Source organism: Helcococcus bovis, from assembly GCF_046035835.1.
Lineage (GTDB): Bacteria > Bacillota > Clostridia > Tissierellales > Peptoniphilaceae > Helcococcus > Helcococcus bovis.
The window spans coordinates 1-25989 of sequence record NZ_JBFNGB010000023.1 but is presented as its reverse complement, the minus strand read 5'-3'; the positions used below and the strand labels follow the sequence as shown (position 1 = coordinate 25989).

Genomic DNA, 25989 nt, shown 5'->3' with positions numbered 1-25989 from the left:
GGAAAAAGAAAAAGGTTCAGATCCAAAGAATCCAAACTCAATTCCGGCAACGCCAACTCTACCATCAGGAAAAATAGATAATACAGATAAAGGACATTCATCAAATCAAACAAATAATTCTAATAATGACAATAAGCATAACTTAAAAGGTAAAAATCCTAAAACAGGTGATACTAATAACACAACATTATTTACAGGCTTAATGTCTCTTTCAGGAACATTATTACTTCTTTTAGGCTTTAGAAAGAAAAGGCAAGAAGAAGAAAACTAAAAAATTAAACGGAAAAAAGTAATTTAACGTAGTAATTAATAGGGGTATCCGATAAGTTTTGGCTGTGAACTTTAGAGGGCAACTACAATAACTCCGATAAATTTAGGGGGCAAAATTAAGAGATGACGAAAGTCATTCCTTTAGATCCTAAATTTTCTTGGATACCCTTAATAGTGTAAGAATAGAAGGGTGTACTATATGTATGCCCTATCTATTTTATATTAAAAATTTTATTGGATATAATAGATAGTATAGAATAGAATATAGATATAGAAGGATTAGTATACAAGTTGATAAACTAAAGAAAACTCTTAATAAATTTACTAAAAAAGAGATGAATCTAATTATAGCAATATTTAGTCAAATTTATAATATTGGAGAATGTGTAAAATTTATTAGTCAAATAATTCTATATAACTAGTATATAATTTAAAAGATGTTATCGGTTATGTAAATAATTTTGTGTATCAGTCTATTACTGATTAAGATATATTGATATTTTTGAAAAATTAATTCTGATCAGATATTTTATTTCTCAATTTGTTTGATTGTTACATCAAATTTTAAATTTATCAAATTTAATTTTCCTAATTTTAGGTACACAAAACCAAAGACACAGTCAAGGGAGAATTTTCGGCGAATCGAACCCTTGACTTTGCCTTTGGTTTTGTTTATTTTTAACAAAGAAAATTAAATTCTACCTTATTTGATAAATTATACATTTTTGTATTTCTGTTTTTAGAAATACTGCTTCTATTGCTTTGCTTATTTCTGGTAGATTATCACTTGATATTATTAAAATATCTTCCAAACCTCTATCTTTCATTTGATTTAGAACCATTAGCCAATATTTAGATGTTTCATTTTCTCCAATCCACATTCCTAATATTTCCTTAAAACCATTTATGTTATATCCTAAAGCTATGTATACAGCTTTTTTTACTATTAGACCATTTTCTCTTACATGATAGTGTATTGCATTTATGAATACAAAAGGATAAACCTTATCTAAAGGTCTATTTTGCCACTCATCAATAGTTGGTAATATTTTATTTGTAATGCTGCTTACAAGTCCTGCTGATACTCCAAAACCATATATATCTTTAATGTGTGATGAAATATCTCTTGTTGTAATACCTTTAGAATACATTGATATTATTTGTGCTTTAATATTTGAAATATCTTTATCGTATTTTTTCAATATTTGTAGCTCAAAACTTTCATCTCTATCTCTTGGTATATTTATTTCTAGTTATCCAATGCTGGATTTAACTATTTTTTTACTAATTCCATTTCTTGTATTTATTGAAAGTGGTGTTTGTCCATATTCATAATCCAAATGCTCATCAAGTTTTGCTTTTAACATGCTTTCTATTGTTTCTCCTAGCAAGTCTTTTAATGCTTCTTGTATATCTTAAGCAGTTTTTATATCATATGACTCTATTAATTGTTTTGCTAATCTAATTTTTGCTGTTTCTGGTCTTTTTCTTCCCATAAAAAAATCCTCCTGATTAAGTTTATATTACTTTAATCAGAAAGATTTTTATACACAAAATTATTACAGTCTCACAACACTATTTATTGTAGAACCTATTAATTAAATATTAGTGTGACAATGTATGGATCTTCTTTTTTTTCAAGATTTTTCCATTTAAATATTATTTTTTTATTATTTATTTCTTTATTATTAATAATATATTGTTGCAATTCACTGGAATATCCATCACGCCTCTCTGATTCTTTTATATCTAATTTTATTTGATTATATTCTTTAAGTATATTATCATTTTCTATCTCTAATTTCCATGCATGCGTTGGATATAATTTAGGTAATATAATTTTAGTATAACTCTTTGAAGATTTTTTAACATTAAGCTCTATATTATCACCTAATCCATCATATCCAAAATTTTTTAATCCATAAGACTTATTATCTATTAAAATCACTTTATTAGGATAACCTTTTTTATCAGTTGGAAATATATAAAAACTTTCTTTATTACAGGAAATTAATATAAATATGCAAGATATTATAACTACACTTTTTAGAATTCTATTGTATATACCCATGCGTTTGAACCTCCCCCTAAAGAATAATAAAAATTATTATCTTTTAAGGTTAACATTTTTCACCTCCTCTTTAATATTATTTTTTCTATATTATTTATGTTATTATAACATATACTTATTATATATCAATAAAGATTAATAAATTTAACATCATAAAATGTCCAGATCACATACATATGTTGATATAAATACCACCAAAATATAGTGTTTCACAAATAATGGGATATGTTAAAGGAAAAAGTAGTTTATTAATTTTTGAAAGACATGCAAATTTGAAATATAAATATGGAAATAGAAATTTTTGGTGCAGAGGATATTTTGTTGATACAGTAGGAAAAAATACGAAAAAGATAAAAAAATATATCAGAAATCAGTTAAAAGAAGAATATACAGCTGATCAAATAAGTATAAAAGAATATATATCCATTTAGTGGAGAAAAAATAAAAAAGTAATTATAAAAGGATGATGCTTTAGCATTAGTAGAGAAAGTAGTGCAGATGGCAAACATTCAGTATGCACAGGGTGCATAGCAGGTAAAAGCCCTTTATAGAGGCAAATCAAACCACTAGCTAAGCTGGCGGTTATTATTAAAAATATTAAATATATATCTAATATTATTTAATTATAAGTTTGACAATTATAAAATATGAAAGTATAATATATTTAATAAATATGAAATATATTTATGATTTATATTATATATTGATTAAATATAATGTGGAAATGGAGAATGTATGAATTTATTAAATTTACAAAAAATAGAAGCTTTACCTCAAGACTTTAGCTTTGCTAGTTTGTTTAGTATTTTCTGTAAAGCAAATAAATAATTTAAAAGTAGCTGTTGCAAAATAATATTTTATTTTGAGACAGACACTTTTATTTTTACATACAAATATTATGATAATAGATAGTAATAATTATTTTATATTTTATACGTTTAATCAAGTAAATAACAATGGGTGGAAAATTCATATATCTTGTACATTGAAAAATAGTGATGAAATATTGAACCTTGTTAAGAGTTATTTAATAGTACATGAGATAAATTTTAAATATTTAAAAGATATAGAATTATATATGTATAATTCTAGTAAAAATGGCGATAGAACAACTTATGGAAAATATATTACAATTTATCCAAAATCATTAAATGATTTTAAGGTTTGCATTGAAGATTTATATCAAAAGTTAAAAAAATTTGAAGGTCCATATATTTTATATGATAGAAGATATAAAGATTGCAAATGTTTATATTATAGATATGGTAGTAATATTTTTAATAATAAATTTGATAAAAAAGGAAATGGGTTAAGAACTTTTTATATTAATGATAAAGAATACATAGATGAAGCATTACCTTATTTTAATTTACCAACTGGATTAGAAGATCCCTTAATTGATAATTATAGTACTGGAACCGGTAAATATTTTCTTAAAAATTATCAAATTATAAGCGCTATAAAATTTAGCCCAATAAGTGGAGTATATAAATGTAAAGATAAACGAAATAAAAAAATATATATTGTGAAGTAGTATTATAAACATACAGGTATAATAACTGAAAATATTGATTCGATTTATATAGCGAACAAAGAGAAGGAAAATTTATTAAAGTTAAAAGAGTTTGACTTTATTGTAAAATATCATGAAGATTTTTTCGATTGGGAAAATTATTATTTAGCTACTGAATATGTAGAAGGGTTAACTTTTGAACAATACATAGTAAAAAATAATGAAATTGTTGTTGGTAGTGACAGATATAAAGTAAAACAATATTTTAGTAAACTAATAAACATTATAGAAAAAATTATAGAAAAAATCATAATTTTGGCAGATAATAATTATTTCTTAGGAGATATATCACCTTCAAATATAATTATAAAAGATGGAATATTTGGAATATTAAATTTATTAATCATTTATGGTAAAATAAATCAAACGGATAAATACGACAAATATATTTATAAACTTATAAATCAATGTTCTAAAATATATTCTTCTTCTCCAAATTTTTATTTTGGAAGTGCAGGATTTTTGTACACATATCTACATTTATATGAATATACGAAAGATAATAGTTTTATTGAACATGCTAAGTTATATTACAACGATACATTAATTACATTAAAAGATAATAAATTTTACCATCCTAATTTAAAAATTAATTTAGATAATTTTTTAGAAGGAGATTATGGTATATATTGTGTGTTAAAAATGTTTGAAGATGGAAGAGTTTTTAATATATTTCCGTTTATATAGGAGAAAACATGAAATTTAATAAAAAATCACAAATAAATTATTTTAATGAAGCGCTATTATTAGCTAATTATCTATTTAATAATGATGAATCATTTGATACGGAAATATTTGATGAGAATGAAAAATATCTAATTAATAAAAAACAACTAAATTCAGAATTTAATCAATTGGAAGAATTTTTAATTAAAATTAGGAAAAAAGGTAGAAAATTAATAAAAGAAAATTCAGAATTTGAAAATTTATTTTACATTTATAAAGAAGAAAATAATCCGAATATAATGTATATGATGATTTATTCAAATTTTAAAACCAGTATATCAGAATATAATAATGATGAATTAAGTAAACTATTTAATAAAATGTTTATTTCAAACATGGAGTCTCAAGGATTTAATTATGAAGATAATAACATGATTAAATTTATTGATGAAATCAGCATTTTTAACGATAACCAAAAATATGCATTACTTAAATTTATGAATAATATAAATGGTATGTTTGATAGATTTATAGATTTTATTGAAAAATTAGAAAATATTACTAAGGAATATATAAAAATTATAGAAGATAAACTTGTAAATTCAAATCTAGATTTTGATGAAATAATCAAATTTAAGGATTTTAACAAAATAAAGGATACGGATGTTTATAAACAAATTAAAGAAATTGATTTAAAAATTTTTGTACAGTTAAATCAATTATTTGCCTTTAGTGTGGAGGAAAAAAATAAAAAAATATTAGGAACATTCTTCTTGGGATACATTCCATTATTGAAAAAAATGCATTTAAGAGATGAGCAAACTGAGGAAGATATTTATAATAAATTATGTGCTATCTCTGATGAAAAACGATTTGAACTATTAAATATTTTATCTAATGGTAAAAAATATGGTAAAGAGTTATCTGATTTACTTGGAATAAGTACTGGTACTGTAAGTCATCACATAACAAATTTAATGGAAAATAATTTAATTAATTCAGAAATCGATGGTAAAAAAATATATTACACAATTAATAAAAAAGCCATAAATAGTATAATTAAATTTTTGCAAGAAATGAGTGAGAGGTAGTATATGACAGCATTTACTATAAAGATAATAGCTATAATTGCTATGATTATAGATCATGTTGGAGCTTATTTTCAATTAAGTGGAAGTGAGATAGTTCTATTTCAATATGCCTTTTTAATGAGAAGTATAGGAAGGCTTGCATTACCTATATTTTCATTTTTCTTAGTTGAAGGATATTTAAAAACAAAAAATTTAAAAAAATATATTGATAGATTACATGTGTTTGCGTTAATATCACAAATTCCATTTGTGTTTTTATTTACTCAAGAAAATTATATATTTGGGGGACTTGCTTCAAATTATTTTACATTTTCATACAAGTTTAAATATTTAATTTTCATTGTATTCATAATTTTTGCATATTGGAAGTACATTTGTGATGGAAAATTTAAAACTTCATTATTTTTAATTTTGTTTTCCTATTTAATAGTTCCATTAAGATTAGAATATAATGGATATATACTACTTTCTACAGATAATTTAAATATTATGTACGAATTAGGAATTTCTTTGATTTTTATGAGATTGATAAGTGTTATTGAAAAATATTTTGAAAATAAAAAATATAAAAAAATAATAGTTCCACTTATTGTGACAATTGTTAGCGTATATTTTATTGGAAAAGTTGCAAATTATAATTACAATGCAATAATGATGATTATGTTTATATTTTTACTTAGAAATGATAAAATTAGACAACTTTTATTTATTGCTTTATGGGGAGTTTTTGCATATTCTGGAAGTTTACAGCTTGCTATATTTGCAGTATTATCAGTATTATTTATATATTTATATAATCATAAAAGAGGAATATCGGTTAAATACTTATTTTATATAATTTATCCGCTGCATATAGTGTTGATATCTTTGGTTAAAATTTTTATATAAATAAAATTTATAGTAAATTAAAATCGGGGTAAAGTTTTTTCATACTTTTTAAAATAAATTTTAATATAGGTATGAGATGATTTTATGATTTTTATATTTGATTCATACATAATTGTGGAGTTTTATTGTTCAGTATGAACTGTTTTTATAGTTTTGGTAAATTTATCATACTTTTTATTTAGTACATCTATTTAGGTATTATCAAATACTGAATGTTCAGATATATTTATCATACCTATTTGTTGGTATATGTGTATGAGTATGAAGATTTTTGGAAAATAGAAAATTTTATTCATACTTTTAGGATGAGAATCTGGTATAAGTATGAAAATTAAAGAATATTACAAAAAATCATTCATACTTTTTAGACGGCGAGCTGACATAAGTATGAATATTGAAACATTTGTAAAATTTATGATCATACTTGTTACTAAATATTTTAATACATGTATGATTTTTCTAGATTATTAAATAAAAATAAAAGATTTGCTTATGCCACCTCCGCAGACTGAAGGTCGAGGATTAGTGGCGAAAGCAAATCTTTTATTTTTACTAAACATAATCACAAACTTATGGTATTATATTATATATTAATAATTACAGGAGATTAAAATGGTTGAAAGATATAATCCAAATGCTATTGAAAAGAAATGGCAAAAAATTTGGGAAGAAGAAAAAACATTTAAGACAGTTATGGATAAAGATAAAGAAAAGTTTTATGCTTTAATAGAATTTCCATATCCATCAGGAGCTGGACTTCATGTAGGACACCCAAGATCATATACAGCTTTGGATGTAGTTTCAAGAAAAAGAAGAATGCAAGATCAAGTTGTATTATATCCAATGGGATTTGATGCTTTTGGATTACCAACTGAAAATTTTGCAATAAAAAATAAAATACATCCAAGAATTGTTACAGAACAAAATATTGCTAATTTTACAAAACAATTAAAATCGATGGGATTCTCATTTGATTGGGATAGAGCTATAGATACAACTCAACCTGATTACTATAAATGGACACAGTGGATTTTTATCCAAATGTTTAAAAAGGGATTGGCATATAAAAAAGAATATCCAATAAACTGGTGTCCAAATGATAAAGTAGGTTTGTCAAACGAAGAAGTAGTAAATGGACTTTGTGAAAGATGTGGAGCTAAAGTTGAACATAGAGTTAGAAATCAATGGATGCTAAAAATTACAGAATATGCTGACAGATTGATTGATGATTTAGATTTAGTAAATTATTTACCACATATCAAACAACAACAAATAAACTGGATTGGAAGATCAAAAGGTGCTGAAATTAATTTCTCAATAAAAAATCATAATGAAAAATTAACTGTATATACAACAAGACCTGATACAATTTATGGAAGCACATATATGGTTATAGCTCCAGAACATAAGATAATTGATATTTTAAAATCTGAAATTGAAAATTATGATGAAGTATTAAAATATAAAGATTTAGCTAATAAAAAATCAGATTTTGAACGTGGAGAAATGAATAAAGATAAAACAGGTGTTGAATTGAAAGGGATTAAAGCTATAAATCCTTTAACAAACCAAGAAATACCTGTGTGGATTTCAGATTATGTAATGGTTACTTATGGTACAGGGGCAATTATGGCAGTACCGGCACATGATACACGTGATTATGAATTTGCTAAAAAATTCAATCTTCCAATAATTGAAGTTGTAAGTGGAGGAAATGTTGAAGAAGAAGCATATACAGATACTCAAACAGGAACTATGATTAATTCAGGTATTTTAGATGGATTAGAAGTAAAAGATGCTAAAGAAAAAATTATAAAATACATTGAAGAAAATGGTTTAGGTGAAAAGAAAACTAACTTTAAATTGAGAGACTGGGTATTTTCAAGACAAAGATATTGGGGAGAACCAATTCCAATGGTATACTGTGAAGAACATGGTTGGAATCCAATAGATGAAAAAGAATTGCCATTATTACTTCCAGAAGTAGAAAATTATGAACCAACAGATGATGGATCATCTCCATTATCAACAATACCAGAATTTGTAAATACAACATGTCCAATTTGTGGTGGACCAGCACACAGAGAAACTGATACAATGCCACAATGGGCCGGATCATCATGGTATTATTTGAGATATATGGATCCAAATAATCAAGATGCATTAGTTGGTAAAGATGAAGTTGAATATTTTTCACCAATTGACTGGTATAATGGTGGGAATGAACATACAACACTTCACTTGTTGTATTCGAGATTTTGGCATAAATTCTTATATGATATCGTAGTAGTACCAACAAAAGAACCATATATGAAGAGAACATCACACGGTATGATTTTAGGTGAAAATAATGAAAAAATGTCAAAATCAAGAGGGAATGTTGTAAACCCTGATGATATCATAGAAAATTATGGAGCAGATACACTTAGAACATATGAAATGTTTATTTCTGAATTTGATAAATCAGTTCCATGGTCAGATGAATCTTTAGTTGGTGTTAGAAAGTACCTAGACAGGGTATGGAGATTACAAGATATTCTAGTTGATGGAAATGAATATTCATCCGATATGGAAATATTAATAAACCAAACAATTAAAAAGGTTACAGATGATTATGAATCAATGAAATTTAATACAGCAATTTCACAATTGATGATATTATTAAATTCATTTACTAAAAAAGGACAAATTACTAAAAAAGAACTTGAAACATATTTAATTTTATTAAACCCTTGTGCACCACATTTAACAGAAGAAATGTGGCAATTACTTGGTCATGAAACACAAATGGCTAATGAAAATATTTGGCCAACATATGATGAAAGTAAGTTGACCAGTGATACAGTGGAAATTCCAGTACAAGTAAATGGTAAGGTTAGAGGTAAAATAGAAGTTTCTAAAGACGCAAGTAAAGAAGAAATTATAGAAAAATCTCAACAAGAAGAAAATGTAAAAGCATTTTTAGAAGGTAAAACTGTAAGAAAAGTTATATTTGTTCCAGGGAAAATATTAAATATTGTTGCAAATTAATATACTAAAAGAGCTGTTGTAAAATGACTTAAAAGTTGTTTTATTACAGCTTTTTCCTTTACAATAAGGGGCATTATTTGATATATTTATATATAGATTATGGAGAATGGAGGATAGTATGAATTTAACTACTAAAAGTGAATACGGGTTAAGAGCTTTATCATATTTGAGGGATAAGTATGATCAAGGACCGATAAACATTTCCGAAATTTCTATAGAATTAAAACTAAGTAAAACTTACATAGAGCAGATATTTAGAAAACTAAAAAAAGCTAATATAATCGAAAGTTATAGAGGTAAAGAAGGTGGATATAAATTAAAAAATAATCCATCAGAAATAAATGTAGGGCATGTTATAAGAATATTGGAAGGTAATATTGAATTATCTCATAAATGTAATGATGAAAAATGTTCCATTGAAGGATGTGCTTCAAGACAAGTATTTTCTAAAATAGACAATGCTGTATCTAATGTGATTGATCACATAACATTAGATCAAATTTAAGATAGAGGGTATAATGAAAGAATTAAATTTTAATCAATTAAGAAAAGAATTTTTAGATTTTTATGAATCTAAAGGACATATCAGACTAAAAAGTTATTCATTGATTCCAAATAAAGATAAAAGTTTACTTTTAATCAATGCTGGTATGGCGCCACTTAAAGAATATTTTATGGGAACAAAAAAATTCTCGAAAAATAGAGCTACATCATCCCAAAAATGTATTAGAACAGGGGATATTGATAATGTAGGTAAAACTCACAGACATGCAACATTTTTTGAAATGTTAGGTAATTTTTCATTCGGAGATTATTTCAAGAGAGAAGCCATTAACTGGGCATGGGAATTTTTAACAAAAGTTATTGAATTGGATCCAGCAAAATTATCAGTAACTGTATATTTAGACGATGATGAAGCATACAATATTTGGAATAAAGAAATTGGACTTTCAGAAGAAAAAATTTCAAGATTAGGAAAAGAAGATAATTTTTGGGAAATAGAAGAAGGCCCATGTGGTCCTTGTTCTGAAATTATGTATGATAGAGGAGAAGGATACGAAGGAGATGACAGATACTTAGAAATCTGGAATTTAGTATTTACTCAATTTAATAAAACTTCAAAAGGTGAGTATTTACCATTAGATCATCCAAATATTGATACAGGTATGGGATTAGAAAGACTTGCATTAATAGTTGAAAATGCTGCAAATATATTTGAATTAGATACATTTAGACCATTATTAAAAGCTATTGAAGAGTTATCAGGTAAAAAATATGGTGAAAGCGAAAAAGTAAATGAGTCATTTAGGGTTATAATGGACCACTCAAAAGCAATGTCATTTTTAGTCTATGATGGGGTAATTCCTTCAAATGAAGGAAGAGGATATGTTTTAAGAAGATTAATCAGAAGAGCATACCGTCATGGTAAACACTTAGGTATAAACGGACATTTCTTAGAAAAATTAATCCAAATTGTTATGGAAATATATTCTCCAGAATATCCTGAATTACTTGAGGATAAAGAAAGAGTATTTAAGATTGTAAACAGAGAAGAATCAAAATTCCAAGAAACAATTGATCAAGGTTTAGAAATATTAAATTCAATGTTAGATCAATTAGATTTAAAACAAGAAAAAACATTGTCTGGAGTAGATGCATTCAAACTATATGATACTTATGGTTTTCCTCTTGATTTAACAGAAGAAATTGCAAAAGAAAGAAATATCAATATTGATAAAGATGGATTCGCAGCTGAAATGGAAGCACAAAAAGAAAAATCAAGATCTGGAAAAAGTTTTGAAGGTGGCTGGGAAGATGACAAGATTGAAATTTCGGGATACGAAGCAACACAATTTGTAGGATATGATAATTTTGAAGCTCAAGCAAAAATTATAGGGATAGAAAATTCTGAATCAAAAGCTATTTTTGAAGGACAAAAAGCAATAGTTATTTTAGATGTTACACCATTTTATGGTGAAGGTGGTGGACAAATAGGAGATACTGGTTATTTAGAAAGTGAAAGTGGAATATTAAAAGTTTTAGATACTAAGAAAACGGCAGATAATATTTTCTATCACATTGTAGAATGTGAAACTGGTGAATTTAATGTTGGAGATGAAGTAGTTGCAAAAATTGATGTAGAAAGAAGAAATTCAATCGTTAAAAATCACTCCGCAACACACTTGTTAAATAAAGCGTTAAAGACAGTATTAGGTAATCATATAAATCAAGCTGGTTCATTAGTTACAGATGAAAGACTAAGATTTGACTTTACACATTTTGAAGCAATAAGTAAAGATGATTTAAGTGAAATAGAAAGATTAGTAAATGAATCAATATTTTCAAATTATCCAGTTCAAATTGTGGAAACTACCCTTGAAAAATCTCAAGAATGGGGAGCAGTAGGATTATTTGAAGATAAATATAAAGATATTGTAAGAGTTGTAAATATGGGTGACTATTCAGTAGAACTTTGTGGTGGTACACATGTAAGAAACACATCAGAAGTTATGATGTTTAAGATTGTTTCTGAATCAGGTATTGCTGCTGGAGTTAGAAGAATAGAAGCAATTACAGGTCTATCAGTTTATAAATATATAAATGAGTTAGAAATAAAAGAATATAATATTTCTAAATTGCTAAAGACACAAAAAGATGGTGTTGAATCTAAGATTAATAGCATGATCGAAGAAGAAAAATCATTAAAAGAAAAAATTAATCAATTTAAGTCATTGCAAGAAAATTCTTTAATTGACGAAATCTTATCTGAAATAAAAGAAGTTTCTGGAGTAAAATTATTAGTTAAGAAGTTAGAAGAAGTTGATAGTGAATCATTAAAAAATATTTCAGACAAGCTTCAAAATAAAGAAACTGAATTAGTTGTGTTATTGTCTAGTGTTTCAAATAATAAAATTATATTTGTTTCATCAGTGTCAAAAGATCTAATAAAGAAAAATATTAAAGCTGGAGATATCGTAAGAAGTGTTGCCCAAGCAACAGGTGGAAATGGTGGTGGTAGACCAGATTTTGCACAAGCTGGGGGAAAAGACATAGAAAAATTAGATGAAGTATTATCTAAAGTAGAGGAATTTGTTATAGAAAAACTTAATTAGGAGATATTATGACAAACAAATTTGAAGAAACAATGAAATTTAAATTAGAAGTTAACAAGGAAGATAAAGTTGTTGAAATATTAAAGCATGTTTATGTTTCTTTAAAAGAAAAAGGATATGATCCTGCAAATCAAATTATTGGATATATTTTGTCAGGTGATCCGACATATATAACAAGCTATAATGATGCTAGAAAAACTATAAAACAAGTTGATAGAAATGAATTGCTTGAAAATATTTTAAATTTTTATTTTGAAAAAAATGATATAAATAAATAAAATATGGGTGGATTACTCTACCCATTTTTATCATTAAGCTAATGGGGATTTATGGAAAGATATATTGGACTTGATTTAGGTACGAAAACAATAGGGGTAGCGATTTCTGACCCTTTATTGATATTCGCTAATGGATTAGTGACTATCAAGAGAAAAGATATCAATAGTGATATTCAAGAAATAAAAAAAATTATAAATACAAATGAGGTTACTAAAATTGTAGTTGGTATGCCTTATAATATGGATGGATCAAAAGGTCCATCAGCTCAAAGAGTAATGAGCTTTGTAGATTTACTTAAAAAAGAAATTGACAATGAGATTATTTATGTAGATGAGAGGCTTACAACAGTCTCAGCAGAAAGAGTTTTAATTGAAAATAAAGTAAGAAGAGAAAATAGAAAGGATCATGTAGATAAGATTGCAGCAACATTCATACTACAATCTTATTTAGATGCAAGGTAATTTATGGAAAATAAAAAATATATTGAAATAAGTGATGGAGAACAAACACTTAATTTATTAATAGTTGATACATTTGGAGTAGATGAAAAAGATTATGCTGCTTTATTAGATGAAGAAACTGATGAATTATATTTGTTTGAAATTGAAATTGAAGACGAAGAAGTTACATTTAAGACAATAGAAAGTGAAAAAGAATTAGATGAAGTCCTTGCAATTTATAATGATCTTTTAGAATCAGAAGATGAAGAAATTGAAGAATAGGATAGAAAATATGAACAAATATTATAGAAAAAAAAGAAAATCAAGTATTAAAATTATTCCTTTAGGAGGAGTTGGAGAAATTGGTAAAAATATGACTGCGATAGAGTATAAAAATCAAATTTTTATAGTCGATGCAGGACTTACTTTTCCAGATGAAACAATGCCGGGAATAGATATAGTAATACCGGATTTCACTTATTTAGAACAAAATAAACATAAAATAAAGGGTTTATTTGTTACACATGGTCATGAGGATCACATAGGTGCAGTCCCATATTTATTAAAGAAAATAAATATGAGAGTATATGCTACACCTTTAACACTTGGATTAATTGAAGCAAAATTAGAAGAGCATGGATTGAATAAATCTGTATTAAAAACAGTAAAACAAGGTCAAACCATTAGAATTAGTGACATAGATGTTGAATTCATCGCAGTAACACATTCAATACCTGATGCTTGTGCTTTAGCATTCCATACAGATATGGGGATTGTGTTTTTCACTGGAGACTTTAAGGTAGATTTTACTCCAATTGATGGAGTAAGAATGGACTTGCAAAGACTTGGAGAGCTTGGGAAACAAGGCGTTTTATGTATGTTTGGAGAAAGTACAAACATAGAAAGACCAGGATCAACTTTGAGTGAGTTAACAATTAGAGAAACGTTTAAGAAAGTTTTTGCTGATGCTAAAGGTAGAATTTTAGTTGCAACTTTTGCTTCTAATTTACATCGTGTTCAACAAGTTTTAGATGCTACAGAATTTAATAATAAAAAATTATTTGTATCAGGTAGATCAATGCTGAGAAATGTTAAAATTGCAATAGAATTAGGTTATTTAAGAGTCAAAAAAGATACTATTCAAGATATGAATAAGATTAATAAATTTAAGCCTGAAGAGATTGTAGTATTAACCACAGGTAGTCAGGGTGAGCAAATGGCTGCTCTTACAAGAATGGCTAGAGAAGAGCATAATAAGTTGAAACTAACTGAAAAAGATACTGTTGTTATATCCGCAACACCAATACCTGGAAATGATGCAGCTATGGGATCAGTTATAAACAATTTAACAAAGTTAGGAGTAAATGTTGTTTACTCAAAATTAGCAGATGTTCATGTTTCGGGGCATGCATCTAGAGAAGAATTAAAATTAATGTTAGCGCTTATACAACCTAAATATTTCATTCCTGCTCATGGGGAAATTAGACATCAAGTTATGCATAAAAATTTAGCGGTTTCAATGGGCGTTAAAGAAGAAAATGTATTTATTACAGAAGTAGGAGATGTTGTAGAAATAGGACTTCATGGTGCACAAATGAAAGAAAAAGTACCAGCTGGTAAAGTATTAGTTGATGGTTTAGGAATTGGTGATGTAGGAAATATAGTTTTACGTGATAGAATCAAGTTAGCAGAAGACGGAATTATAAATGTTGCTATGTCATTTGATAAAAAATCAGGAAAAATTATTGGCAGAGCACAAATGAATACAAGAGGATTTGTTTATGTAAAAGATTCTAAAGATTTAATGGAAGGCACATATAAGATTTTAGAAGCTGCTAAAAATGAGATAAATAATAAAAATATCACTGATACAAATCAAATGAAATATCTTATAAATGAAAAATTAAGAGTATTTTTCTATACAGAATTAAAGAGAAATCCAATGATTATGACAATGATACTAGAAATTTAATGATAGGAGTATTATGAAAAACAAAAATCTGTTTTATAAAAAATTAAATAAAATCTTATGGATATTATTTGGAACATTAATTATGGCTATAGGTACATTTTTATTTAATGTTCCATCAAATATTGCAGCAGGTGGGGTTACAGGGTTTTCACAGGTTATTAAACATTTATATCCTGCAATAAATATTGGATTTATTATGGGGATTCTTAATTTAGTGTTGTTTGTTTTAGGTTCATATTTTTTAGGTAAAGAATTTGGGATTTTTACAGTTATAGGAGCAGGTTCATATACAGTATTTATGGGAATTTTAGATTTTTTATTTACAGTTAAAGAACCTATATTAAAAGATACATTAGCTAATTTAGCCCTTGGTGCTATATCAATAGGGATAGGTTTGTCATTTGTATTTAGACAAAATGCTTCAACAGGAGGGACGGATGTTTTAGTTAAAATAATTGAAAAATATTCTGAATTTAGTGTAAGCAAGGGAATGTTAATAGTTGATACATCTATAATTGTTTTTGCTGGAACAGTATTTGGATTACAAAGTGGTATTTATTCTTTTATTTCATTATATATTACAGCATATGTTTTAGATGTTTCAATTGCGGGATTTAATTCTAAAATTGCAATGACAATTATTTCAAATCATGTAGAAGTAATAAATAATTATGTAATGAATGAAATAAATAGAGGGACTACACTTTATTTAGCAAAAGGCGGATATACAAAAAATGAAAAAGAAATATTAGTAACAGTAGTAGATAAAAAGCAGTATGTAAAAATTAGAAATTTTATAAAAAGTATTGATGATGATGCCTTTGTATATATCAGCAATATAAATGAAGTTTATGGATATGGATTTTCAAGGGAGTTTAATCATGTTGAAGCTAGGGAAAAGGCAAAAATTAAAAATTAAAAGGCTTACATCAGTAGGAGCTTTTTTAGGAAATAACGAACATAATGATGATGACGATGTATTATTGCCAAGAAAGTACTTAAAAAAAGAAAAAGAAGTTGGTGATGAAGTAGAGGTTTTTGTTTATAAAGATAACAATAATAGGCCAATCGCTACTACAAAAAGATCTAAAATTGAGTTAGGTGAGTTAGCTATTCTACAAGTTGTAGATACAACTAAAATAGGAGCTTTTTTAGATTGGGGATTAGATAAAGATTTACTTTTACCTTTTGATGAACAAAAAGGTACTATAAAAAAACATAGTTATCATCTTGTTGGTCTATATATTGATAAATCTCAAAGATTAACAGCTACTATGAAAGTAGAAGATTTTTTTGAAAAAGATATTGACTTAAATGAAAATGATTGGGTTAATGGACAAATTTATTCATATGATTCAAACTTTGGAGCTTTTATTTTAGTTGAAGGTAAATATAATGGAATGCTTGCTCAAGAAGAAATACAAGGTGTTCCAAAAGTAGGAGATAATTTACGTTTAAGAGTAAAAAGAATTAAAGAAGATGGTAAAATAGATTTAACTACAAACAATAGAGCTCATGTGGAATTAAATAAAGATGCTGATTTTATTTATAATACCTTACGAGATAATGGTGGATTTTTAAGAGTTAATGATAAATCAGATCCTAAAATCATCAAAAGAGTATTTAGTATGAGTAAAGCTCAATTTAAAAAATCCATAGGAAGATTATATAAACAACGTAAAATAATATTTAAAAATGAAGGTATAATGATTACCAAATAGGAGGTATAATGGAAAATAAAGTGTATTATAAAATTGGAGATAAGGAAATAACACAAAAAGAAGTACATGATTTTGTTCATAATTTAGGACAAGAAGGTATGAGATTTCATAATGAAGAAGGATTTAAACAAATAGCAAAAGAATTGTTAAATCAAGAATTATTTTTATTAGATGCGAAAGAAAATAAATTAGATGAAAATGAAGATTTTAAGAAAGAATTAGAATTTGCTAAAGAACAAATTTTAAAACAATATGCTATGAGAAATGTATTATCACAAGCAGAAGTTTCTGATGAAGAAGTAGAAAAGTTTTACAATGAAAATAAAAAACAATTTAAGGATGTTTACACATTTAAGGCTTCACATATATTAGTTGATAAAGAAGAAGAAGCAAAAGAAATAAAAAAAGAATTAGATGATGCTGCTAAATTTGCGAAATTAGCTTCTGAAAAATCTATGTGTCCTTCAAAAGAAAGAGGTGGAGATTTAGGCGAATTCCAAACAGGACAAATGGTTCCTGAATTTGAAAATGCTTTATTAGATATGAATATTGGGGAAATTTCTGAACCGGTTAAAACACAATTTGGATATCACGTTATTAAACTTGATAATAAAGAATTAGTAAAAGAAAATTCTTTTGAAAATTATAAAGAAAATTTAAAAAGAAATATTTTATCTCAAAAGCAACAAGAATTATACTTAAACAAATCTGAAGAATTAAAGAAAAAATATGATGTAAAGGAAATGTAATTATGCAAAAATTAGCAAATTCAAGTGCATACGATGTATTTAAAAATTTTGAAAAAATAAGTGAAATTCCAAGATGTTCACATGATGAAGAAGCAATATCAAAATTTGTTTATGAATTTGGAAAAAGTCTAGGTTTAGAATCTAAAAGAGATGAATTTGGAAATGTAATTATTATAAAACCAGCTTCAGAAGGATATGAAGATAAAGATACAGTTATTTTACAAGGACATATGGATATGGTTTGTGAAAAATCAGACTCTTCCAAGCACGATTTTACATGTGATCCAATTGAATTACAAATTGATGGGGATTTTATTCATGCAAATGAGACAACATTAGGAGCTGATGACGGTATTGCAGTAGCTATGATGATGGCAATACTGGAAAATAAATCCTTAAAACACCCAAAAATTGAGGCACTTTTTACAACTACAGAAGAAACAGGTATGGATGGAGCGATTGGATTATCCGAAACTGTATTAACAGGAAAAAACTTGATTAATATAGATAATGAAGAAGATAAAATTATAATTGTTGGATGTGCTGGTGGGATTAATGCATATCTAGAAAAAAGAATTTCAAAAAATGAAAAAAGTTTATCAAATTATGAAATAAAAGTATCTGGGTTACAAGGCGGACATTCTGGAATTATGATAAATGAAGGAAGATTAAATGCGATTAAACTTTTAGATGAAATTTTATTAGAATTGTCTAAAAAAGTTGATTTTTCATTACAATCTATAAATGGAGGAACAAAACACAACGCTATTCCTTCTAATTCAAGTGCTGTAATTGGTATTTATGAAAATGATAAACAATTATTATCTGATGAATTAAATATTTTATTTGATGAAATGAAGAAAAGCAATCAAAATTTAGAAGTAAATATAAATTTTTCATTAAATGAAATTTCTAATACAAATTTATATATAAATTGTGATGAAAAGAAAGAAATAATTAATTTATTAAATGAATTCCCTCATGGAGTTAACACATTAGATAATGAGTTAAATATTGTTAAATCTTCAAATAATTTAGCGATTTTAAGAACTGAAGATGAAGTTTTGAAGATACAAACATCAATTAGAAGTTCAGACTCTAATGATTTAGAATATTTAAAAAATAAAGTTATAGAAATTGCTGAAAAATATAATTTTAATGTTAAGTTTTCAGAAGGATACCCAATGTGGAAACCTAATTTTGATTATGAATTACTAAATCATGCAAAAGAAATTTATAAATCATTAAGAGATGAAGATGCAGAAGTAGCAGTTATACATGCAGGACTTGAAACGGGTATATTAAGTCAAAAATATCCAAATATGAATATGATCAGTATTGGACCAGATGTAATTGGAGCACACACTCCTAAGGAAAAGCTTTCCATTAGCTCTACAGAATTTTCATTTAATTTTGTAAAAAATATTTTAAAAAGCTTGTAATTTTTGTGAAAATTGGGTATATTTAAATAAACAAGGAGGTATCTATGAATGATAAACTTGAATGTGAAAACGAAAATCTAGAAGATGAAATTTTAGATGAAGAATTATATGATGAAGTAGAAGATTTTAAAGAAGTAATTTTAACTCTTGATGATGATTCAGAACTTAAATGTTTGGTAATAGCACAATATGATGTCGAAGGACAAGAATATATTGCTTTACTTCCAATTGAAGATGATGAACCAGGAGATATATTATTGTACAAAGCAACTTATGGAGATGATGATACTTTTGATGTTTCATTGATTGAAGATGAAGAAGAATTTGAATTAGCTGCAGATGCTTATTACAATTACATTGAGGAAGAAGAGATTGATGTAGATGATATAGAATATCATACCCATGAACATGAATGTGGATGTGGACATCACCATCATGAAGAAGGACACGAATGTGGATGTGGACATCACCATCATGAAGAAGGACACGAATGTGGATGTGGACACGATCATCATGAAGAAGGACATGAATGTGATTGCAAACACGAAAAATAATAAGATAATATAAATTAGTAAATATGAAGGAAGGTTTAATATGGTTAAATTAGTTTTAGGTAAATCAGGTAGTGGAAAAACAAAATATTTAATTGATAATGCTAATGAAGAAAAAGCAAGAGGAAATGGAAATATTGTCTTTATAGATACTGATGATTCTCATATTTTTTCTTTAGATTATGCTGTTAGATTGATAAATGCTAAAAAATATGGAGTGGATAATATAGAATCTCTTTACGGTTTTATTGCAGGTATAGTTTCAAGAGATTATGATATTGAAAAAGTTTATTTAGATGGATTATACCAAATTGTAGAATTTACACCTGATAATACTAAAGAATTTATTGAAAAGTTAAATAAATTAACAGAAGAATCAAATTTAGAAATTCTTCTAGGTTTAGACTTAGATGATGAATCACTATTTAATGGATTAAATGTAGAGGTACAGGTATTATAGTGTATTTGTCTGAAAATGATAAACTAAACAAATTTATAAAATTAAGAAATAAATATATTGATTTATTAAATTTAAAAAAAATTAATAAGTCAGAATTTAATCATAATAATAATGAAATTTTTTCAAAAATAAATCTAAGACCGTTTACGGTCTTAGATTCTTTCAATAAAGCATTATATAACTATAACTATTATAATACAAAAGCTAAGCTAGCTTTAGAAGAATTTAAGTTATACAGGAATTCAAAGAATTTAAAAAAAGCAAAATTAGCTGAAAATGCAAAGTTAAATAATTATTATTTGAAGGATCAGGCTATAATTGCCATGATTGAATTAGAAGAAAGTTCTAAAATAGAGGCTTATTATGTAATAATGCATTCTAAAAACTTGAAAGATCAAATTTTTGAAATTTATTTTAAGGAAAGAGAAAAAGTAATTTTACATACTAAAAATGAGATAGTAAAAAAATTATTGATTTCAAAAAGATGTTTCAAAGAAGATATTAGACAGTCTTTGATAGATAGCTATATTAATAATTGAAAATTTAATACATAAAGGGGCTGTTGCAAATAACTAATTATATTTGCAGCAGCCCCTTTTGTAATTATTTTGTTAAGACAATCTCTTTAATTTGCTCAAAATTTAAATTCTTTTTAATTTTATGTGTTCCATATATTATATTTTTCTTTGAGTTTTCTAATGATTTTGTAAAATTATCTTTATCTTGAATCAACTTATATTCAAATAAAATATCCGAAAGTTGCTTATATGTTATACCTTTAGGTATAGTTACCTCAATTTCAGAATTATCTTCAGTTTTTTTTATTGTTTCTTCTTGAATAATATTCGATGCTTTAGATTCTATATTAACTAAATTGTTAAAATTGAAGTATAAAACAAATCCAATTCCTAATACCACTATTAAAGCAAAAATTAAGTCCGAAAAATTATAAAAGAAATCTTTAATGTATTTCATATTTACCCCTTTTAATTATCTTATGCTATAATAATATCATAATGAGGTAAAAAAATAAAATGAGAAATATTAAAATTGATATAAATGATGATAATCAAACACTTATAAAGTTTTTGAATAAATATTTTTCGGAAGCGCCAAATTCTTTAATATATAAGTGGTTAAGAACAAAAAAAATTAAAGTTAACAAAAAAAAATCAGAGCCAAGTACATTGATTTTTAAGGATGATATAATTGATATATATATTTATGATGAAGAAATTGAAAAATGGCAAAAAGATAAAGTATCTGTAAGAAATAAATTGAATCTTGAAATTGCATTTGAAAATGAAGATATTATTATAATTGATAAGCCTCAAAATGTACTTGTACATGCTGCAAATAAAGAAGATTACGGTAAAAATGTAGTTGACTTTATTGTTGATTATCTTATTGAAAAAAAAGAGTATATTCCAAGACTAGAGCCTACATTTAGACCGTCTGTAGCAAATAGGATTGATAGAAATACAATGGGACTAGTTATAGGAGCTAAAACTAGAAAATCGCTTTTGGAATTAAATAATTCTATTGATAATTATATTCATAAATATTATTTGGCGATTGTTCATGGGAAAATTGCTAAAAAAATTGAAATAAAGAATAAACTAGAAAAAAATGAAAATAACTATGTAAGTGTTTCAGATACAGGAAAAGAGTCTATAACTGTTATTAGTCCGTTACAATATAATGATAAGTATAGTTTAGTTGAAATAAAGTTATTAACTGGAAGGACGCATCAAATAAGAGCCACATTATCAAATATTGGACATCCTATAATAGGAGATAGAAGGTATGGAATTAAAGAAAATTCAAAATTATATAAAGATCAACAGCTTGTAGCTTATAAAATAAAATTTGATAAAAGAATAAAAATTGAAAGCTTAAGAGATTTAGTAATAGAGAGTAAGTATAAAAAATATATTTATAATTTATTTAAGAAGTTAAATTAGGAGGAAAGTTTTGAACAAAGTATTGTTAGTTGAAGATGAAATTGCTATTAGAAAATTTACTAAAATTAATATTCAAAAGGCAGGATTTGAGGTTTATGAGGCAGGTACTGGAGAAGAAGGTATAGAAATGGCATTAGATATAAGACCTGACGTCGTAATCTTAGACGTAATGCTTCCTGGTATGAATGGATTTGAAGTGTGTAGTGTGTTAAGAAATGAAATGCCAGATTTAGGTATAATAATGCTTACTGCAAAATCCCAAGATGTTGATAGAATTTTAGGCTTAGAACAAGGATCTGATGATTATATGACTAAACCATTTAATCCACAAGAATTAGTTCTTAGAATTAAATCTTTAGTAAGAAGGATTAATTTTATTTCTGGCGAAGAGCATAAAGATGAAAGCTTATCTTACGGACCATTTAAGATTGATTCATATTCTAAAAAATTCACAAAAAATGATAAAGTAATTGAGTTGACTCCTACAGAACTTTCATTAATGAAAATATTTTTAACGAATAAAGATAAAGCTTTTACAAGAGAAGAGTTAATGGAATTAGCATGGGGAAATGAAAATAAAGCTGATACAAAAATTATAGATGTAAATATAAGAAGAATAAGAGCTAAAATAGAAGATAGCCCAGCAAATCCTAAATATTTGCATACTGTATGGGGTGTAGGATATAGATGGGGAAATTAAAATTATTTTTAAATCAAATTAAATACAATTTAAAGTTTAGAATAATATTTTTCTATATGATAGTTTTTGTATTTTTTATTTCTATATTTGAGATATTTACATATATTTCATTAAAGGATTATTATTTTAATAATATTAAATCTAATATGCTTGCACAAGCTAAATATAGTATAGAACTGTATGATTCTTCTATTTCAGAATATTCTCTATCAGAAGTGGTTTTAAATGAAAGATTTGAGTTTATGAATAATATTCAAGGACAGGTTCAAATTTTGGATAATACAGGTGTTTTATACTATGACAATACTGGTTCATCAGATATTGGTAAAAATATATTAAAAGTAAATGATTTAATTGAGAGTAAAGAAAATTATAGATTTGATTACAGTGAAAATATTATTTCATTGAGTTATCCAATAAAATCAAATAACATACAAATTGGTATATTAAGAATTATAAGTTCTACTAATAATTTATATAAAGAAATAGCATTGAAGATGATAATTTTCATTATTTTTGGTTTTATTTCTGTATTAATAGGTTTGTTGGTATTGTATTATTTTGCAAAAAAATTCTTAGTTCCTATAAATAAATTGACAAATTTAGCAAATAAATTATCTGATGGTCAATATAGTGAAAAATCAAATATGGATTATCATGGAGAGATAGGAGAATTAGCTAAAACTATGGACGAGCTAAGTGACAATATCATCAAAAAAGAGGAGATTAAAACTGATTTTATTTCATCAGTTTCCCATGAGCTTAGAACACCTTTGACTTCCATTAAAGGTTGGGCAATGACACTTCAAGATACAGATATAGATGAAGAAACAGTTGAAGATGGATTAAAAATTATAGAAAAAGAGGCAGATAGATTATCAGACATGGTAGAGGATTTATTAGATTTTTCAAGGTTTACGTCACCAAGGTTTACATTATCAAAAACACATTTTGATATAATTCCTGTTGTTAAAAATATTGTAAATCAATTAAAACCTAGAAGTTTAGAGAGAAAAATAAATCTAATTTACGATTATTCAGATCAAAATATTATGATTGTAGCCGATGAAAATAGACTAAAACAAGTATTTATAAATTTAATTGATAATGCCTTAAAATTCACATTAGAAAATGGTTCTGTGGTAATAACTATAAAACAGGACTTGGAAACAGAAATGCTTATTTGTGAAGTTGTTGATACTGGAATAGGTATAGATGAAGATGAAATAAATCTAGTAACAACTAAGTTTTATAAAGGCACATCTGAAGGATCCCATACAGGGCTTGGTCTATCAATTGTTGAAGAAATTATATTACAGCATAAAGGAACACTTGAAATTAAAAGTAAGATAAATCAAGGTACTACAATTCATTTTGAAATTCCAATAGGAGGTACAGATGAAGAAAATTAAAATTTTATTTTTGTTAATTTTTATGATTATACTTACTTCTTGTTCAAGTTCAAATATTGACATAAACAAGAATTTAACTTCTATTGAAAAGCCAGATAATTATTTAGATATTACTGGTCAATGGAAATTATCTGAAGTTATAGATATATCTACTGGTAAAAATACTGAAGAATTTGGTAATGCAAATATTTTATTTATATCAAAAAAAATATTTGATTTTAATGATACTTATATTCTAGAACCGAATATAACGTCAAGGTATGTAAATTATTTATCATATTTAGGAAATAAAATTTCAAAAATACCTCATAAATTATTAATTGAAAATGATACCACGACAGTCTATAAATTATCTAATAATATATCATACTCTCAAGAGTTTACTAAAATTTCAAATGAGAAAATTATGACGATAGATTTAGGTAAGATATATATTTATAAAAAGGAAAAAAATCTAACGCAACAAGAAATTGATGATAAATATAGTGAAATAAAATCAATAACAGATGGAAAAGAAGAAATAAAAAATCCTAAATTTGGACTTTCTATTTCATTCAGAAATAAAAAATCTGATAGAAATGGAAAAATAGATTATGATTACTACACTTATTATATAAAAAGAGATGATAAAGATAAAAAGGCAAATGTTTTAAAAGTTGAAAATATTGTTATACCAAAATCATCTGGTTTATGGACAATTTCAAGTATTTATAATAGAAATGCGGAAAATGATTCTGAAAGATATACTCTTTCTGCAAATCCGACATTTTTAGATGATGATTTAAAAAAGAATATTATAAATTATAGTGTTTATAAGAGAATCGATTATGTAAACAAGGATTATATTTCTGTTACAAATTTTAATTATAATAATAATTCTGTTTCTGAAAATTATAATATATATAATATAAACAACATCGTAAATAACCAACCTTTGGATGTTAATAAAATAGCTGGTGTACAGGGGAAAAATATATATCTTTCAAAATATAAAGAATACTTTAGTCTTTTAAGTGAAAGGGAAGATTTTAAAAATTTAGATTTCAAACCAAATACTAGCAATATTGGTATAAACAGAAATAGTAATAATTGGAAATTTATTTCTGGTATTGATCAAATAATTGATAATGAAAAGGGATCAAGATTATTTAGACAATTTAATTTGGATATTACACCCATTGTAAATATCGCACAAAATGATGCATCTTCATTTTCTTGGAGAGAAATTATTTCTAAAAAACCAGGAGCGATTGATGCGGTTGTTTCACCAGATAAAACATATATTTTAATTCAAACTGAAAATTCAATAGAATTATATCCAATATTTTTTAATTATATAGGAAATAATCCTTTGTTCACTATACAAAACACAAAAAATTATGAACTTGTAATGAGTCAATGGGTAACTGATGAAAATATTAATGGGTTATATAATGAATATAATAAACTTAGAAAAATAAATAGTTATATTATCTATCCTCAGACAAATAATAATTAAGGTAAAGAATCAATTTTAATAAAAAGACCGCTTATGTAAAAAAATAAGTGGTTTTTTGCTGTAATTTCAACGTTTTTTCACGGTGTATATTTTTTTTGT

27 protein-coding genes and 1 pseudogene are annotated in these 25989 nt (G+C 25.7%); 25 read left to right on the top strand and 3 right to left on the bottom strand.

Annotated features, from left to right (window positions below; all coding sequences use genetic code 11):
• Positions 1 to 271, top strand: a 271-nt coding sequence (locus ABGF48_RS07330) for an LPXTG cell wall anchor domain-containing protein (protein ID WP_408105684.1), incomplete at its 5' end; no start/stop codon positions are given.
• A 697-nt stretch (positions 272 to 968) separates the two neighbouring features.
• Here the strand turns inward: ABGF48_RS07330 and ABGF48_RS07325 are convergent.
• Positions 969 to 1511 carry an IS256 family transposase gene (locus tag ABGF48_RS07325; RefSeq protein ID WP_408105685.1) on the bottom strand — a complete coding sequence of 181 codons (543 nt, stop codon included), beginning with the start codon at positions 1509 to 1511 and terminating at the stop codon, positions 969 to 971.
• A 353-nt stretch (positions 1512 to 1864) separates the two neighbouring features.
• Positions 1865 to 2341 carry a hypothetical protein gene (locus ABGF48_RS07320; RefSeq protein ID WP_408105683.1) on the bottom strand — a complete coding sequence of 159 codons (477 nt, stop codon included), beginning with the start codon at positions 2339 to 2341 and terminating at the stop codon, positions 1865 to 1867.
• A 158-nt stretch (positions 2342 to 2499) separates the two neighbouring features.
• On the opposite strand from ABGF48_RS07320, the pseudogene tnpA reads away from it, so the two are divergent.
• From tnpA to ABGF48_RS07220, 20 genes and pseudogenes are all read left to right on the top strand, one after another.
• Positions 2500 to 2794: pseudogene (gene tnpA / locus ABGF48_RS07315) on the top strand (IS200/IS605 family transposase); the annotation flags it as partial.
• 445 nt (positions 2795 to 3239) lie between these two features.
• Positions 3240 to 3875: a class III lanthionine synthetase LanKC N-terminal domain-containing protein gene (locus tag ABGF48_RS07310; RefSeq protein ID WP_408105682.1), complete on the top strand. Its 636-nt coding sequence runs from the start codon at positions 3240 to 3242 to the stop codon at positions 3873 to 3875.
• A 294-nt stretch (positions 3876 to 4169) separates the two neighbouring features.
• On the top strand, positions 4170 to 4601 hold the full coding sequence (locus ABGF48_RS07305) for a lanthionine synthetase LanC family protein (protein WP_408105681.1): 432 nt from the start codon (positions 4170 to 4172) through the stop codon (positions 4599 to 4601).
• Positions 4602 to 4609: 8 nt separating this feature from the next.
• The gene (locus ABGF48_RS07300) at positions 4610 to 5671 is read left to right on the top strand and encodes an ArsR/SmtB family transcription factor (RefSeq protein ID WP_408105680.1); all 1062 of its coding nucleotides are present in this window, start codon (positions 4610 to 4612) and stop codon (positions 5669 to 5671) included.
• A 3-nt stretch (positions 5672 to 5674) separates the two neighbouring features.
• On the top strand, positions 5675 to 6559 hold the full coding sequence (locus tag ABGF48_RS07295; RefSeq protein WP_408105679.1) for a TraX family protein: 885 nt from the start codon (positions 5675 to 5677) through the stop codon (positions 6557 to 6559).
• Between the two features lie 324 nt (positions 6560 to 6883).
• On the top strand, positions 6884 to 7030 hold the full coding sequence (locus ABGF48_RS07290; protein WP_408105678.1) for a hypothetical protein: 147 nt from the start codon (positions 6884 to 6886) through the stop codon (positions 7028 to 7030).
• Between the two features lie 141 nt (positions 7031 to 7171).
• A complete protein-coding gene (leuS, locus tag ABGF48_RS07285) occupies positions 7172 to 9589 on the top strand; it encodes a leucine--tRNA ligase (protein ID WP_408105677.1) in 2418 nt (805 codons plus the stop codon).
• A gap of 118 nt (positions 9590 to 9707) precedes the next feature.
• Positions 9708 to 10094, top strand: coding sequence for an RrF2 family transcriptional regulator (locus tag ABGF48_RS07280; protein WP_408105676.1), 387 nt, complete (start codon positions 9708 to 9710; stop codon positions 10092 to 10094).
• Between the two features lie 13 nt (positions 10095 to 10107).
• Entirely contained in the window at positions 10108 to 12702 is a 2595-nt protein-coding gene (gene alaS / locus ABGF48_RS07275) for an alanine--tRNA ligase (protein ID WP_408105675.1), read from the top strand.
• Between the two features lie 8 nt (positions 12703 to 12710).
• Positions 12711 to 12980: an IreB family regulatory phosphoprotein gene (locus ABGF48_RS07270; RefSeq protein ID WP_408105674.1), complete on the top strand. Its 270-nt coding sequence runs from the start codon at positions 12711 to 12713 to the stop codon at positions 12978 to 12980.
• 51 nt (positions 12981 to 13031) lie between these two features.
• Positions 13032 to 13442 (top strand): Holliday junction resolvase RuvX, encoded by a 411-nt coding sequence (ruvX, locus tag ABGF48_RS07265; RefSeq protein WP_408105673.1) that lies wholly within the window; start codon positions 13032 to 13034, stop codon positions 13440 to 13442.
• Positions 13443 to 13445: 3 nt separating this feature from the next.
• A complete protein-coding gene (locus tag ABGF48_RS07260) occupies positions 13446 to 13703 on the top strand; it encodes a DUF1292 domain-containing protein (protein WP_408105672.1) in 258 nt (85 codons plus the stop codon).
• A gap of 10 nt (positions 13704 to 13713) precedes the next feature.
• Positions 13714 to 15393, top strand: coding sequence for a ribonuclease J (locus tag ABGF48_RS07255; protein WP_408105671.1), 1680 nt, complete (start codon positions 13714 to 13716; stop codon positions 15391 to 15393).
• 13 nt (positions 15394 to 15406) lie between these two features.
• Positions 15407 to 16312: a YitT family protein gene (locus tag ABGF48_RS07250; protein WP_408105670.1), complete on the top strand. Its 906-nt coding sequence runs from the start codon at positions 15407 to 15409 to the stop codon at positions 16310 to 16312.
• Positions 16275 to 17114 carry a CvfB family protein gene (locus ABGF48_RS07245; protein WP_408105669.1) on the top strand — a complete coding sequence of 280 codons (840 nt, stop codon included), beginning with the start codon at positions 16275 to 16277 and terminating at the stop codon, positions 17112 to 17114. The genes ABGF48_RS07250 and ABGF48_RS07245 overlap by 38 nt, the downstream gene beginning before the upstream one ends.
• A gap of 8 nt (positions 17115 to 17122) precedes the next feature.
• Positions 17123 to 17863, top strand: a complete 741-nt coding sequence (locus tag ABGF48_RS07240; RefSeq protein ID WP_408105668.1) for a peptidylprolyl isomerase — start codon at positions 17123 to 17125, stop codon at positions 17861 to 17863.
• Positions 17864 to 17865: 2 nt separating this feature from the next.
• Positions 17866 to 19305, top strand: coding sequence for an aminoacyl-histidine dipeptidase (locus tag ABGF48_RS07235; RefSeq protein WP_408105667.1), 1440 nt, complete (start codon positions 17866 to 17868; stop codon positions 19303 to 19305).
• 44 nt (positions 19306 to 19349) lie between these two features.
• Complete coding sequence (locus tag ABGF48_RS07230) at positions 19350 to 19859, top strand: DUF1292 domain-containing protein (protein WP_408105666.1); 510 nt, start codon at positions 19350 to 19352, stop codon at positions 19857 to 19859.
• A 40-nt stretch (positions 19860 to 19899) separates the two neighbouring features.
• Positions 19900 to 20316, top strand: a complete 417-nt coding sequence (locus ABGF48_RS07225; protein WP_408105665.1) for a hypothetical protein — start codon at positions 19900 to 19902, stop codon at positions 20314 to 20316.
• A gap of 5 nt (positions 20317 to 20321) precedes the next feature.
• Entirely contained in the window at positions 20322 to 20855 is a 534-nt protein-coding gene (locus tag ABGF48_RS07220; RefSeq protein ID WP_408105664.1) for a DUF6648 family protein, read from the top strand.
• A 64-nt stretch (positions 20856 to 20919) separates the two neighbouring features.
• Here ABGF48_RS07220 and ABGF48_RS07215 read toward each other — a convergent pair whose 3' ends face one another.
• Entirely contained in the window at positions 20920 to 21291 is a 372-nt protein-coding gene (locus tag ABGF48_RS07215; protein ID WP_408105663.1) for a hypothetical protein, read from the bottom strand.
• A gap of 59 nt (positions 21292 to 21350) precedes the next feature.
• On the opposite strand from ABGF48_RS07215, the gene ABGF48_RS07210 reads away from it, so the two are divergent.
• From ABGF48_RS07210 to ABGF48_RS07195, 4 genes are read left to right on the top strand one after another with little or no spacing between them, the layout of a single operon-like run.
• A complete protein-coding gene (locus tag ABGF48_RS07210; RefSeq protein ID WP_408105662.1) occupies positions 21351 to 22280 on the top strand; it encodes an RluA family pseudouridine synthase in 930 nt (309 codons plus the stop codon).
• Between the two features lie 10 nt (positions 22281 to 22290).
• Positions 22291 to 22980, top strand: a complete 690-nt coding sequence (locus ABGF48_RS07205) for a response regulator transcription factor (protein ID WP_408105661.1) — start codon at positions 22291 to 22293, stop codon at positions 22978 to 22980.
• On the top strand, positions 22968 to 24392 hold the full coding sequence (locus tag ABGF48_RS07200; RefSeq protein WP_408105660.1) for a sensor histidine kinase: 1425 nt from the start codon (positions 22968 to 22970) through the stop codon (positions 24390 to 24392). Before ABGF48_RS07205 ends, ABGF48_RS07200 begins: the two co-directional genes overlap by 13 nt.
• A complete protein-coding gene (locus ABGF48_RS07195; protein ID WP_408105659.1) occupies positions 24379 to 25890 on the top strand; it encodes a hypothetical protein in 1512 nt (503 codons plus the stop codon). Before ABGF48_RS07200 ends, ABGF48_RS07195 begins: the two co-directional genes overlap by 14 nt.
• The last annotated feature ends 99 nt before the right edge of the window (positions 25891 to 25989 follow it).